Consider the following 14,187-nt stretch of genomic DNA (forward strand, 5'->3'; position numbering starts at 1 on the left):
TACCCACGCCGCTCACCCCCGGTGCGTCCAGATCAGCAGGTAGGAGGCTGAGGCGTCGGCACCGGTGAACGCCGCGGCGTCCAGCTGTGCGTCCGCGTCGCGAACCACCGACCAGGTGACGGTGGCGCCCGCCGGGACCGGCACGTTGGTGCCGTCGCTCATCGAGGCCAGGACGCTGCCCGCGACGACGGTGAGCGTGACGGATTGCAGCGTGGGGAACTCGGTGGCCAGGTTCTGCGCCGCGGTGCCGGTAACAGCGCGGGCCCCCGTCATCAGGGTCGACGGCGGGCTGACGACGGCGCAGTCGACCGGGTCAACGGGCGTGTACGGCACGGCGAGGTCGTCGGCTACGTACGTGCCGAGCAGAACCGGGTCGCCGCTGCTGACGCATGGGTCTACGGCCCACAGCTCGACGTAGCGGACGTCGCCGATGCCGTCGCCGTCGGTGTCGTCACACCGGCAGCGCTCGATGACCTGCCGCGAGCACGCGCCGCCTACCGACGTGCCCATGCACGGCGCGATCGTCCAGAACTCAGGCAGCGCGTCCTGCCGCGCGCCGGTGTCGTCGACGTAGTGCACCGCGTCGTCCGAGCACACCATGCGGGTCCAGGACCGTAGCCCGTCCTCCGGAACCTGATATTCGGCGATCAGGTGGAGGATGATGCCCGCCGCGCCGCCGCCGGGAACCGTCTCGCTGACATGAACGATGATCTCGTTCGGGCCGGGCTGGGCACCCGGAACCGCGGCTGGCGCGAGCTGGAAGGCGGGCTGGGCGTGGTTGGCGTTGACCGGTTGCCAGGCGCCGCCGTTCAACCGCCACTCCACCGCGTTCTGGTCGGCGTTCAGCGCGGTGGCCGAGATGCGGATCGAGGACGGTTCGGCGTCGGCGGGCAGCGTGAACGAGGCGCGTGCGTACCACTCGCCCGGCGCCGGCACGTCCGGTCCTTCGCCGGGTGCGCCGGTGTTGAGCAGACCGCTGTTCGGGTGGGGCGCCACCCAGTGCGCGGCCCCCTGCGGCGTGCCGGGGTCGGTCGTCGTCCATCCGGGGAAGACACCGACCTGGTAGGTGGGAAACCACGGGCCGGTCAGGTTCGGGCTCCACGTCCAGTCGCCGTCGACGGCACCGCTGGTCTGGTTGCCCGGGTTGGAGAGGAACTCGAAGCGCTCGGTCAGCGTGGCCTGCACGCACAGCTGCGTGGCCGAGCAGTCCGGAGGCCCGCCGCACGCTGCGACAGCGCCGGCAGGGGTGTAGGGGGTGACGGCGTCGAGCAGGGTGTCGGTCGTGCTGGTGACCTCGCCATCGCAGTTACGGCAGATGTGGCGCAGGAACTGGCCTCCCCACGACACCGCGAACGCGCCGATCTTGTAGTTGCCGAAGACGCCGCAGTTGGCGATGCGCGCCCCCAGGTAGCGAGCACCAACCGAGGTGACCGGGTTCGGTGTCCGGAAACGCGCGCTGGTGGCCACGCGCGGATCAGTGAGGTAGGGGCACGGGTCGTCGCCCGTGTCGCCCGTGGAGGTCAGGATGCCGGTCACCGGGTCGTACAGATATCCCGCGGGGAGGGCGACGACCTGCAGCCCGGCCGGAAGCTGCGCGGTGTTGTCGGACCCGGTGCCGGACGCGTGGTGCCGGATGTACACCGAGAACTCGGCCGTGACCGGCTTCGAGAAGGACCAGGTGCTGGGCGGGAACACCGTGTTCGGGAACGACGCTAGTCCCCACCAGGCGCCGTCTGCGTTGTCGTAGGTCGACGGCAGCGTCGGGGCGTTGCCTCGGGACGACCAGGCGACTCCGTTCGCCAGCGTGCCTGACGATAGGCCGGTGCCGCGGATCGTGGCTGGATCGTCGGCGCCGTCATCGCACAGCAGCAGCAGCTCGCAGTTCTGGCAGCCACCGCATGGCGGGCCGGGCACGAGCGTGATGAAACCGAAGCTCGGGGCGACGCAGGCCAGGCCGCCGCCGTCGTTGCGGCTGCCCATGGCGACCGCGGCAGGCGGGCCGGAGAAGTAGAAGTGTCCGGTGTTGTTGGCTGCGCTGGAATGCCACCTGGTGGCCGACACGTTTGAGAACCCGAAGTCGGCTTCGACCAGGTCTGGGACAGGCCACGTGCCACCCCCGACCGGGCCGCCTCCTGGGATGAACTTGTCCTCCCAGTCGTCCCAGTCGATCGCGTCGACCCGTAGCACGCTCGCCAGCTGCAGCACCGTCGCGTCGGGCTCGAACACGAAGGTGACGGGAGCGTTCCAGACGGGCGCGGTCGGCGAAGTGGTGCAGCCGCCGCCCGGCGGTTCGCTCGCTGTCATCGTGACCGTGCCGGTCTGGGCCGGGTTCTCGCTGTTGGCGACGGTGTAGATGAACGTCGCGCCGGTGGGGTCGGCTGGGTCGGCGGCGACGGAGGTGGTGTTCCACACCTGCTCGCGCAGGCTGGGAGGGCTATCGCCGCAGTTGACCGCCTGGACCGGCGTGTATGGGGTGGAGCCGTCCAGCGCGGTGTCGTGGAAGGTGCCCGTGCCGTCGCAGCCGTAGGTGTGGTGTCGCAGGAACGGGGTGGCGCACCGCAGCCCGTTCGCGTCCGGCTCGACTGCGGGATTGAGGTCACACAGCTGGAACGTCTGAACCGCGACGGTCGGGCACGGCGGCGTGCAGGCGGTGCAGGCCCCCACGGCGCCAATCGGCGTGTACGGGGTGATGCCGTCAAGCTCGACGTCCGAGGTCGCCACGATCTCGCCGCTGCAGTCCCGGCAGACCGTACGGCGGAATCGAGAGCCGCATCCGGCGCGCGGCGTGACCGGTTCGACGCACAGCTCGAATCCTGAGGCGGTCCACTGCTTGAAGGCGCCGTTGGATTTCGTTTCGAGGTCGAGGGTGACGACGATGCGGCCGGCGAGGACGTCGGACCAGGGCACCGTCGCGGACGCGGTGAAGCTCCACGTGGTGCCTGGGGGCCGGTTGGCGTCGGTGACTTGGGCGAGCTGCGGCACCATGCCGTCGGCCTCGCCGCCGTCGAGCAGGATACGCCAGCGTCCGTTTGTGAGGAGACCAGCGCCGGGGCCGTCGTTGGTGGCCTGGCCGGATACGGTGATGGTGACCTGGTCGCTCGGGGCGATGCAGTCCGGGCACACGTCGCTCGCCTCGATGCTGCCGGCGATGCCGTAGTGCAGACCGTTGTTGCCCGGGTCCGGGTCGGCGGCATTGTTCGGGAAGGTCACCGACCCGCCGGTCCAGAACGGATCCCCGCCACCCGGCACGTTGACCCGGTTCTCGACCACGCCGGGGACGCTGTCGCCGCTGGTGAGGTAGCGCGGTGACCACGCCGTGTCGGCAACCAGCGCATCCGGGGCGCAGGTAGCTGCCGAGTCGCACAGCTCGAACGTCTCGCAGCGCAGGCAGGCCGACGTTTCACACGGTGCGGGCTTTGCGCATGGGGCGACGGTGCCGACCGGCGTGTACGGCTGGCCGTTGTAGTCGAGGTCGGTGGCGGAGATGACCTCGCCCGCGCAGTTGCGGCACGTGGTGCGCAGGAAGGTGTTGCCACACCCTGGTCCGGCGTTCACGGTGATCGGGGCCACGCTGGTGGTGAAGTCCGACAGCTGCCAGCCGCCTTCGCGGGTGCCGCACGAAGCGTTGTTCTGCGCGGTCTCGAACTGCACGCCGACGGCGATGTTCCCGGCGAGCAGGTCGGCGATCGGGACGGCCGCGGCCACGGCCAGCGTGCCCGAGACGCCGACCGCCGCGTCCGTAGGCGCCTGGGCGATGCTGACCACCGCAGTACCGTTGAACAGGCGCAGATTCCCCGACCCGGAGCAGGCGGGGTCAGGGCCGAGCCGCTCGAAGTCGACGGACACGCTGACGGTGACGCTCCCGCCGTCGTCGATGCACGGCGGGCACGCCACGCGCAGGGCGGCCGCGGCGGTACGGCTGGTGGCGATGTTCGGCTTCGCCGCGTCAGCCGGCAGCGTGACCGTCTGCCCCTGCCACAGGTTCTGGGCGCCGACCACGTCGAACGCCTCGTTGCCGGCGACGAGCGGAAAGTAGGGCACCCAAGCCGTGTTCACCACGTCCGGTTCGAGGGTGACCGGCCCCTGGGAGGCCGAGTCGCACAGCTCGATGGTTTCGCAGTGCAGGCAGGGCGCCGCCTGGCACACGCCGACGGTGCCGGTCGGTGTGTAGGCGGTGCCGTCGAGCAGGTAATCGCTGTGGCCGGTGATCGCGCCCAGCTCGTCACGCCGGAAGTCGCGGATGAACGCGGTGGCTGTGCCATCGTCGGCGACGTCGCACAGCTGGATGAGGTCCTGCTCGGGCTGCTCGACGCCGGCCGGGCACGTGGTGATCGTACCGGCCGGGGTGTAGGTGGCGCCGGTGGTGGCGTCCACCAGGCGGACGGAAGCGATCGTGCCGTCGGCAGCGTAGCTGTACTCGATGAGGACCAGGCCGACGACGGTGCCGGTGGCGTCGATGTCGCAGAACGTCCCGCTCACCTGGACGGACTGGCTGTCCCCGCAGGAGACGGTCCCCACGGGTGGTGCGCCCGCGCTGAACGCGCCGGTGGTGAGGTTGATCCACCCCTCTTGGGTGACGACCCCTTCGCAGTCGCGCACGACGGTGACGGCGATCGGCGTGCTGTCGGCAAGGCACAGCCCCACCGTGGTGGTCGGTGTGGTCGGCGAGGCGCAGTCGGGCGACTGCGGGCAGCCCTGGATCGTGCCGACCGGCGTGTAGGTGGCGCCGGTGGACGGGGCGGTGATCCGCGTCGCGATCCGGGCGCCGGTGCTGGTGTCGTAGACCGGCTCGACGAGGACGGTCGCGGCGACGGTGCCGTCCGGCAGGACGTCGCACATCAGCTGCGTCTCGACGTCGACGCGGGCAGGCTGGGCGCCCGTGACGATGACCGGGCTTTGCCCGCAGCATCCGCTCACAGCTGGACTCCGATCGTGTAGGTGAGGGTGACGGGCGCGGTCAGCGCGGTGATCGTCAAGGGGCCGGTCAGCGCGGCGTCGTCGGGGCGCACCACGGACCAGGTGGCGGTCTCGCTCGTGAACAGGGTGCTGGTGCCGTCGGCGGTGGTCACCTCGGCGTTGTCGCCGTGGGCGGTGGCGGTCACCGACTGCAGCAGCGCGACGCCGGCGGCGTCCCACGACTGGCCCGGGGCCAGCTGGACGCGGCGCGCCTGAACGCCGCGCGGCGGGTCGGCCCCGTCGGCGGTGGCGTCGCAGGAGGTCGGCGCGACAGGCTCGTACGGCGCGGACAGGTCGGGGAGAAACGTCCCCAGCGGCGTGGTGATCCCTTCGCAGTCCACCCCGATCAGTTCGAGGTAGTCGGTATCGGCGAGCCCGTCGCCGTTGGTGTCATCGCACCGGCACGCTTCGAGAACGTTCTGCACGCCGCACGGCGTCACGGCGGGGACTGCCGCGCCGTCAGCGGTGCAGTGGCCGGGCTCGCCCTGCACGTCGTACGGGGTGGTGCCGTCCAAGCTGACGTCTTGGGTCGCGGTGAGGCCGCCGGCGCAGTCGAAGGTGAAGCGCCGCAGGAACGGCGTGGAGTTGACGGTGAGTACCGCCGTCCGTACCTCGAGCGGCATCAGGTACAGGTCGCGGTCGTTGACCGGGCCGCCGGTCGTCTGGTCGGTGAAGCGGATGGTGACCGCGCCCGTCGCGGGGGCGATGAAGGCCAGTGGCGGCAGGTCTTCGGTGAGCACACCGCCGGGGAACACGTTCGACCCGTTGGAGGTGTTCCGGGTCCGGGTGGCGAGCACTGTGGTGCCGTCGAGGATCTCCAGCAGGTAGATCGCGTTGTTGTTGGCCGGGTCGGGAGCGCCCGCGCCGATCCACGCTGAGGCGAACCGGAACTCGTACTGGGTGGCCGGGAGAAGCCCGCTGACGGTCAGTTCGGCCACGCCGTTAGCGGGCTGGTTGGCCTGGGCGAACCACAGCGTGGTGCCGTCGTTGGCGGCCACCACGTTCCCGGTCAGCGTGAAGTCGCTGGCCGGGGTGGGGATCGGTGCCTGCGGGTCGTAGGTCAGGTCGCAGAGCGGGACGATCTCGGAGTCCGCGCACGGCTCGACGACCGTGCCGCCACCGGCCGTGACGCATTGGCCGACCTGACCGGTGACGGTGTACGGCTGGCCGTCGAGGGTGGTGTCGGTCACTGCGAGCACGGCACCGCTGGCGCAGTCGATGGTGATGGTGCGCAGGATCTGCTTCTCGCACCCCGTCTGGTCGTAGACGATGCGCGTGGTGAAGCCGGACAGTTGCCAGCCGGTACGGCGCGGGCTGGGCGCGCACGTGGCCGGGCTGTCGTCGTAGGAGTCAAGGGCGAGCGCGAAGGTGATGTTGCTGGCGGCCAGGTCGGCGGCGGGCACGTCGGCGTCGACGGTCATGGCGGCGAAGTAGCCGGCCGGGGTGTTCACCGGTGTGACGGTGAGCGCGATCTGGGTGGTCCCGTTGAACAGGCGCAGGTGGCCGGTCGGGCCGCAGCCGTCGTCGGGGCCGGTCTGCTGCACGGTGAGGGATACCGAGACGTGCGCGGTGCCGGTGTCACAGTCGGGGCGCGGCGCCTGGATGGTGGCCGCCGCGGTGTTGACGCGGCCGGTGGTGCCGGGCTGCGCCGACGTGCCAGGAGGCAGGTCCAGGGTGCCGCCGTCCCACAGCGCCTGCGCGTCTTCGACCGGGTCGGCGACCGGGAACGGGTAGTAGGGCGTGGGGTCGGTGTCGGTGACGACTGCGTCCGGCTCGCCACCTGTGGGCAGGTCGCACACCAGCAGCGTCGAGGAGTTGCGGCAGGGCTCGGCCGGGTCCGGTGTGCTGGCTGGGGTGCACTGGCCGATAGTGCCGGTCGGCGTGTACGGCGTACCGTCCGGGAGCGCGTAGGTGACCGACACGACCTGGCCGCTCTCGCAGTCGTTGACCACGCTGGCCAGCACCTGCGTCGCGCACCCCGCCTGGTTGAACACGACCGTTACGGAGAACGCGTCGACGACCCAGCCGCCGATGCGCGCCCCGTCGCCGTTGCTGCCGCCCGGGCAGGAGGCGGGCGAGCGGTGGTAGGTCTCCAGCCCGCCGAACCAAGCGACGTCGCCGGCCGCGAGGTCGGCGGCCGGCACCTGAGCGGTGACGGTGAGGGTCTGCACGGTGCCGACGGGCACGTTGCTCGGCGCGATGCCCTGGCTGGCCAGAAGGGTGCCGCCGGCCAGGAGGCGGAAGAAGCCCGTTCCGCCGCAGCCTGGGTCGGGGCCGGTGCGCTCCACCTGGATGGATGCGGTGACCGTGGCGGTGCCGGTGTCGCAGCCAGGCCGCGGAGCCTGCACCGTGGCGGCGAAAGTCCGCACCCGCTGCGGGAACCCGTCGCCGGACGGCGCGGTGTCGGCCGGAATCGTGAGGGTGCCGCCGGACCAGAGTACGGCGGCGCCGCCTGCGACCGCGTCCGAGCCGGGCAGATCCTCGTACGGTGTGGGGCTGGTGTCGGCGACCGCCGCGGCAGGCTGGCCGCCGGAGGGCAGGTCGCACAGCAGCAGGGTGGCGGAGTCGCGGCACGGCTGCGGCTCTGGAGCGCACACGCCTACGGCGCCGACCGGGGCATAGCTGGCGCCGTCGAGGGTGAGGTTGACCACCGCGGTTACGGCGCCGGCGGCGTCCTGGACGAGCTTGCGGACAAACGGGCCGGCATCGTCGCACAGGAGGAGCTCGCCGTGGAAGAGGTCCGGGATGACGGTCAGCGGGCCGTGCGGGCAAATCCCCAGGTGAGCGCCGCCGGGGATCGCCACGGGGCCGCCGGTGACGGCGTCGACGAACCGCTCGCCCACAGCCATGCCGCTCTGGTCGTAGATGACCTCCCGGCGGATGTGCTGCAGGACGTTGCCGCTGGCGTTGTCGATGACGCACAGCGGGTAGGACTCGACGTCATGGGCCTGCTCAGCGGCGGGCTGGCATAGGCCGACAGCGCCCGTCGGGGTGTACGGCGTGCCGAGCAGGCTGGAGTCGGTGTGGCCGTTGATAGCGCCGGTGGCGTCGCGCCGGTAGTCGCGCAGGAACGCGGTGACGCTCCCGTCTGCGGCGACGTCGCACAGGACGACCAGGTCCTGCTCGGGGACGTCGTCGCCGCCGGGGCACGTCCGCAGCTCGCCCTGCAGGACGTACGGGTCACCGGTGGCCGGGTCAAGGAGTTGCACCGAGGCGAGGCTGCCGTCGGGGTTGTAGGTGTACTGGACCAGGACCAGGCCGAGGATGTCGCCGGTGGCCGTGTCGGTATCGCACAGCACGCCGGTCAGCTCGAAGGCGCGCGAGTCGCCACAGGCGCGGGCGCCCGCGGGCGGGTCACCGGTGGAGAACGTACCGGTGGCGAGGTTGATCCAGCCGTCCTGGGAGGTGACCCCGTCGCAGCCGCGCGTGAGCACCACGGCGATCGGCGTGCCGTCGGCCAGGCACAGGCCGACGGTCGCTGTGGGCGTGGTCGGCGAGGAACAATCAGCCGCGGCCGGGCAGGCGCCGACGGTGCCGGTGGCGACGTGCGGCGTCTGCCCGTCGAGGGCGACGTCTTCGTACGTCGCGCTGCCGTTGAGGAAGGTGTAGCGGCGCAGGAACGGGCCAGTGTCGTCGCACAGCATCACCGTCTCTGAGGTGGGGCAGCCGTACGTGCACTCCACCGGGGAGACGGGCGTGTACGGCACGCCCGGGTCGCCGGCATAGGTGAGGATCAAGCTCGTCGTGCCATCGGCGCGCACGCACCACAGCTCGCTGTAGGTGGCGTCGGCCTGGCCGTCGCCGTCGGTGTCGTCGCAGAGCTGGCGGCAGATGGTGTCGATGCAGCCGTCGGGGGCGCAGCCGACCGGCGCCACCGGCGTGTACGGAGTGCCCGGGTCGGTCGCGAAGATGACGATCAGGGAGCTGGTGCCGTCGTCGTCGACGCACCACAGCTCGGTGTAGGTCAGGTCGGGCTGGCCGTCGCCGTCCGTGTCGTCGCAGCGTTGGACGGCGACGACGTCGGCGCAGCCGCCGGTGCACGGCTGGGCGCCCGCCGGCACCACACCAGCGGTGAAAACGCCCGTTTGAGGATTGAGCCAGCCTGCGAGGGTGGGCGGCGCGGCCGGATCGCCGCAGTCGCCACACGCCGTGGCGGCGAGCACGGCGATCGGAGTGCCGTCGGCCAGGCACCACGGCACGGCGGTGATCGACGGCGAGCAGCAGCCCTCGACGGTGATGGGGCCGCCGCCGTCGGTGCACGGGATAGGCGTGACCGGCACCTATCGGCCCTCCCGCGCCTTGCGAGCGCCGCGACCGCGGGAGACGGGCGGCGCGGCGCGGGGCTGGTCTTCCTGCTTGGCCGCAGGCGGAGCAGGCTCGGCAGTCGGCGCGGGCAGCACCTGCTCTTCCTGCCCGCTGTCGGGCGCGCTTTCGGTCGGCGGGTCGGCAGGGAGCTCCGGCGCGGGCGCGGGGTCGGGCGTGGCGTAAGGCTGGCCGTCCAGCCGAGCCCCCTGCAGCAGAAGCTCGGGAATGGCCGGGACGAGCTCGTCGGGCACGCCGAACTCGCTCGGGGACACCGTTGGGACTTTCGGCCGCTGAGCGACCGCCCACTCGGCGAAGGCGCGGCGCAGGTCGGGGCGGGGCCAGATTCTGATCACAGGTCTCCCTCACGGGCAGCACAGGCACAGGTCGACCAGCACGGCCTCCACCACGCACGTCGTGCTCGGCACGAACGTGCGCTCGGCGAGCACCATGCGGTCGTTGTTGCGGATGTTCACGCTTGGGGGCGCCGTCCCCGGGACCACGTCGACCGGGCCACGCCGCACCACGACCGGCCCGGAGGCGTACAGCCACGCCTGCCCGTCCGGCGCGGGCACCCCGTCGGGGCCCGTGTTGACGGCGTACCCGGCACCGAGGACGACACAGTTGCCGAGCCAGGTCCGAAGCCGGGACCCCTGCGGCTGCAGCTGATGAAACCGGCCGAGCAGGGCGGCCGCGCCAGCCGGGACGTGGATGACGCCGACGCCGCCGTAGTCGGTGGCCAGCCACCCTTCCAGGATCGCGACGCCTTGGGAGATCGACACCGGCCCAGCGGGCGGCGTGCGGTCGACCGCCTGCGGGGCGAGCACGTTCTGCCACACCCACTCCTCCAGCGCCCGCCCTTCACCCTGGGACAGGCCCGCGCGGGCATGCTGCTCGGCCTCCGCGAAGGAGAAGCCCGGCGCCGAGCAGACCGCACCGGAGTAGATGGTGACCGGCCCGGCCGTCTCCGAGTCCGGCCGCTCGAACGTCTTCGGGCCGGGCGGCGGCAGCGGGGTACCCGCCTCATCGGTCGGGCACCAGTCGGTCGGGTAGGCGTGCTTACACGACAAGCTGATCCAGTCGACGCCGAGCAGTTCGTGCTCGTCCTCGACGTCGATGATGGTCGTGCACCCGCCGAGCAGGCCGTACGGCAGCGGCGTGCCGGGGATGGCGGCGACGCGACGTCTCATGCCGGGGTGCGGCACGCGGCCACCTCCTCACGAGGTCGAGGCGGCAGGCACCGGCGCGAGCTTCCGGTGCCTGCCGGGTCCAGGAGGGGTCAGGCGATCGGGCAGGCGGCGGTGATCTGCGCCGCCGTGGCCCCGTTGGGGCAGATCGGGACGGTGATCAGCCGCAGATCCGGTCCGCGGTTGATCAGCGCCACGCACTCCTCGGAGAACAGCGCGGTGTAGTCGTTCGTGGAGAACTTCGTGCTGTCGTGGATGACGCCCAGGCTGATCTCGCCGCCGCGGCCGGCCTGCAGCGACCCGGCCACGTAGATGAGGAACTGCAGCTGGGCGGGCCAGTCCACGGCCGGGGTGAGGCCGCCGATGTCGGTCGGGACCGCCGGGCCGAGTCCGCGCGCCCACTGGATGCGGACGCCGAGCGTGGCGAACAGGTCGACGAGCTCCTGGACGCGGACTTCATCCAGGCGTCGGCCGTTCTGGCGGGCCAGGTCGGCCAGCATCAGCGACCTCGACCACCAGGGCAGGGTGACCTCGACGTTGATCGAGTCGCACAGGCTGTGCCGCTCGACCATGTCGGCCGCCTGTAGCGCGATCGCCGCGTAGATCGCTGACAGCGCGCCGAACGTAGCCGCAATCGTGACCGGCGTGGCCTGGGTGAGCGCCGCCTCGAACAGGTGCTGCCGGATCCGCAGCTCGTGGGCGACCATCACGTTGCGCTGGTACCAGGCGACGAGCTCTGGGAAGTGCCTCTGGGTCAGGATGCCGGACTCCAGGCAGACACCGATCGCGTCGCACCGGACCTCGATCGGGTCCGGGCAAGGGATCTTGAAGCAGGGCTTGGTGGAGCCGGCGATGTCGTCGGCCTCGGTGTGCACGAACGTCATCGACGCGACGTCGAGCGATGGGATCGGGAAGTACCGCAGGCCGCCGCGTGCGAGCTGGATCTCCGGCAGATCCCACAGCATCTCCGGGCAGGCGATGTCGGTCAGCTCGTAGACGGTCTCCGAAGGCGCGCACCAGCCGCCGGAAGCAACGATGTTCCGCTCGCCCGCCGGGCTGGCCGGGAGCCGGGACTGGTCAGCGGCCAGGATGACCGCTCGGGTGCCCTCGGTACCGCTGGAACTGTCGTTGATGATCAGGTCGCGGTCGAACGGCAGCCGGTAGGACGCGGTCAGGCCCACGCCCCCACCGGCGGTCTTCAGCGCGTTCGCGCGCCGGATGATGCCTTCGGTGACGCCGTCCATGTCGAGCGGCTGACCGGGCTGGTAGCCGGGCACATCGACGCTGGCCGTGATCTCCGGCCCGGGAGCGGGAGCCGGGGGCAGCACCGACGGCATACGGCGGCGCACCCCGGACAGGTCCAGAGCGGGACGCTGGCGCGGCACCACGGCCGAGGACGCGGTGACGGGCTCCTCCGGCGCGTCCGGCTCATCGGCTGCGACCGGCTCCCCGCCGACCGCGGCCTCGACGGGCTCTTCAACGGGTGTGCCTCGGACTTGGGCGGCGAGCTGGTCGATCTCGGCGGCAGCCGCCTCGGCCTCGGCGACGCGGGCCTGCATCTCGTTGCGGATGTCGGCGACGGCCGTGGACAGGCGGCGCAGCTCGGCCAGGTCGTCGGGGGCGACACGATCGCTGGTGGACAGGGCGTCGAAGGCGGCGACAGCACCCTCAAGGAGCGCCGACAGCTCGACGTCGTCCAGGGCGGTGATGTCGTCGGGAAGCTCGAAACGCTCCACGGGCCTCTCTCCTGTGTGAGAAGGAGAGCCCGGCCCTCGGCCAGCAGCTTTCTAGCCAGGTAGCCTATCCGGATGGTTGCCTCGCGAGGGGCTATGAGCTGTAGGCGCGTCTCAGGCGATCAGATCACGGCGTCGCTGCTCGGACGGGCGATCGACGCGCCTAGATGCCCCAGCCCTCAGCTTCCATCTGGGCGCGCTCCTCGTACGCCATCTGCTGGCTTTCCGCGTACTCCTCAAGCACCCCAGATACTCCGTAGAGCACCAGTCCGCCCGCCTCGTGCAGCGCAGCGCTCACAGCGAGGATGTCGACGTGCTTCTGGTCTGGCCGGGCCGGGACCAGCACGGCCGCCTTCCCCTTTCCGGACTTGACGGTCGCGTATCGGAAGGCTTGCCCGGTTTTGTCGAGCAGATGCAGGCTGTTGAGAACCTCCAAGGCATCGGCGGGCAGCTTCTTCACGCTGAAGAGCATCAGCCGATCCAGGTAGCCGGTGAGTTCGACGACGAGATCCCCGATGCAATGCGTGCCAGCCAGCCGCTTGTCGACAGCGCCAGGATCCAATGACGCATCGTCATGGCCATCGACTCGCAGGCGGCATGCTGCTTCGCGTATCCCGGCCTTCAGCGCCAGCTCGATGCCGTGGCGGTAGAGCGCCAAGATCGGGATGGCCAGCAGGTCATTATGATTGCCCGCCTTCCAGGCATCGACAATGATCTCGGCTGCGTCGAAGTATCCCTCGGCAAGGGCGGCGTCGTCCTCGGCGAACCCGAGCACCGCGATGGCTCGCCAGTCGCGCTCTTGTCCGCGAAGATCCAGAAGGCCCGGGACGTCCTCAGAATCCATGGTGGCCAGGATCCTCGCTTTCCGACCCATCGGCTACAGAATTCTCAGGCGTCTGAAGACCGGCTCGATTTCATCTGGTAGCGCTGGGCCACCCGCGGACGAGCGTGAAGGGCGTAGCGACAGCGGGTGCTCAACCGGACTCACCTCTGTGAAGACGTGGTGAGCTGTTCTGGAGAGCCAGTTCTAGGTCGGCGCTGAAGTCAGGGTAGGTGGGAACTCCTTCGACGATCCGTTGCCGGAGGGTCGGCACGTCCATCCAGCCGACCCAGGCCACCTCTGCCGGGTCAGGGCGAGGCTCGGTCTCCTCCGCGCGCCCGAGGTACAGCATGCGGTACTTGCCCCGCTCCGTCGGTCCTTCGGCCAGTGGGGTCACCTCGCCGAGATGAATGCCGACCTCTTCGAGCACCTCGCGTCGTACGGCGGCCTCTGGATGCTCGCCCGTGTGAACGGCGCCCGCCACGTGGTCCAGGATGTCGGGCCAGCGCGGCTTGGTGCCGGCCCGCTGGTGGACGAGTACGCGCCCGGTGCCGGTGGCGATGACGACGACCGAGACGACCGGCACGAACAGGTCTGGCCAGAGGCGGGCCGCGTCGTTCCTCGGCTGGCCGTACTGCCGAATCCGCCCGTGCTGATCTCGAAGGTCCACCAGTTCATCGGCCATGGCTTCGTTATATCCAGGTGCCGTCAACGTGTCGCGAAGATTCCGGAACTGCGTGCGGGCCTGCTCAGCCCAGGTCGGCTACTGAAAGAGGCGATGCGGGTTCACCTTCCGGAAAGTGGCCATGAACTCTGGCGACGCGCTGCCCGGGGTGCAGCGGCTGGTGTCCGGATCGAGATAGCCCCGGCCGCCTGGCACCCCTGGCTCGGTGGCCACCATCAGCGTCAGAGTCTGTCCGGGCTCATCGATGGCGACGACTTCGTGGTAGGGATCGCGCGGCCGCGTGTTCGCGGCCCCGGCGGTCAGCCCCGGCACGATTACCTTGTCGTCCATGCGACCACAGTGCGCCGGGGCCTGTCGGGGCGGAAGGTGCTTCCGCAGTTCCTCAAAGTTTCCGCCGGCAACCCGCTGACCTGCAGAGTTTCACGATTCTGTGCGAGGCGGCTGTGCGCTGCCCCAGGCAGTGCCGCTGCTGCTGGCCTCTCCGGAGACTGCCGTCGGGTCGCG

General features: G+C 70.9%; 8 protein-coding genes. All 8 read right to left on the reverse strand.

The genetic code is table 11. The annotated features are described in order from the left end of the window. Nucleotides 1–12: 12 nt before the first annotated feature. Nucleotides 13–4,917 (reverse strand): hypothetical protein, encoded by a 4,905-nt coding sequence (locus tag ACIBEJ_RS00490; protein WP_397180403.1) that lies wholly within the window; start codon nucleotides 4,915–4,917, stop codon nucleotides 13–15. Continuing rightward, entirely contained in the window at nucleotides 4,914–9,236 is a 4,323-nt protein-coding gene (locus ACIBEJ_RS00495; RefSeq protein ID WP_397180404.1) for a hypothetical protein, read from the reverse strand. Before ACIBEJ_RS00495 ends, ACIBEJ_RS00490 begins: the two co-directional genes overlap by 4 nt. Then, nucleotides 9,237–9,614, reverse strand: a complete 378-nt coding sequence (locus ACIBEJ_RS00500; RefSeq protein ID WP_397180405.1) for a hypothetical protein — start codon at nucleotides 9,612–9,614, stop codon at nucleotides 9,237–9,239. Nucleotides 9,615–9,623: 9 nt separating this feature from the next. Further along, nucleotides 9,624–10,448: a hypothetical protein gene (locus tag ACIBEJ_RS00505; protein WP_397180406.1), complete on the reverse strand. Its 825-nt coding sequence runs from the start codon at nucleotides 10,446–10,448 to the stop codon at nucleotides 9,624–9,626. An 89-nt stretch (nucleotides 10,449–10,537) separates the two neighbouring features. Further along, a complete protein-coding gene (locus tag ACIBEJ_RS00510) occupies nucleotides 10,538–12,181 on the reverse strand; it encodes a major capsid protein (RefSeq protein ID WP_397180407.1) in 1,644 nt (547 codons plus the stop codon). 160 nt (nucleotides 12,182–12,341) lie between these two features. Continuing rightward, entirely contained in the window at nucleotides 12,342–13,022 is a 681-nt protein-coding gene (locus ACIBEJ_RS00515; RefSeq protein WP_397180408.1) for a hypothetical protein, read from the reverse strand. 130 nt (nucleotides 13,023–13,152) lie between these two features. Further along, nucleotides 13,153–13,683: an NUDIX domain-containing protein gene (locus ACIBEJ_RS00520; RefSeq protein WP_397180409.1), complete on the reverse strand. Its 531-nt coding sequence runs from the start codon at nucleotides 13,681–13,683 to the stop codon at nucleotides 13,153–13,155. 78 nt (nucleotides 13,684–13,761) lie between these two features. Next, nucleotides 13,762–14,013 (reverse strand): hypothetical protein, encoded by a 252-nt coding sequence (locus tag ACIBEJ_RS00525; RefSeq protein ID WP_397180410.1) that lies wholly within the window; start codon nucleotides 14,011–14,013, stop codon nucleotides 13,762–13,764. Between the last annotated feature and the right edge of the window lie 174 nt (nucleotides 14,014–14,187).

The sequence above is a fragment of the Nonomuraea sp. NPDC050790 genome, from assembly GCF_044456745.1.
In the GTDB taxonomy this organism is placed as follows: domain Bacteria; phylum Actinomycetota; class Actinomycetes; order Streptosporangiales; family Streptosporangiaceae; genus Nonomuraea.

Coding starts and splice junctions, on each gene's coding strand:
- ACIBEJ_RS00505 (WP_397180406.1), bottom strand. CDS start 10,448: ATGAGACGTCGCGTCGCCGCCATCCCCGGCACGCCGCTGCCGTACGGC.
- ACIBEJ_RS00525 (WP_397180410.1), bottom strand. CDS start 14,013: ATGGACGACAAGGTAATCGTGCCGGGGCTGACCGCCGGGGCCGCGAAC.
- ACIBEJ_RS00515 (WP_397180408.1), bottom strand. CDS start 13,022: ATGGATTCTGAGGACGTCCCGGGCCTTCTGGATCTTCGCGGACAAGAG.
- ACIBEJ_RS00520 (WP_397180409.1), bottom strand. CDS start 13,683: ATGGCCGATGAACTGGTGGACCTTCGAGATCAGCACGGGCGGATTCGG.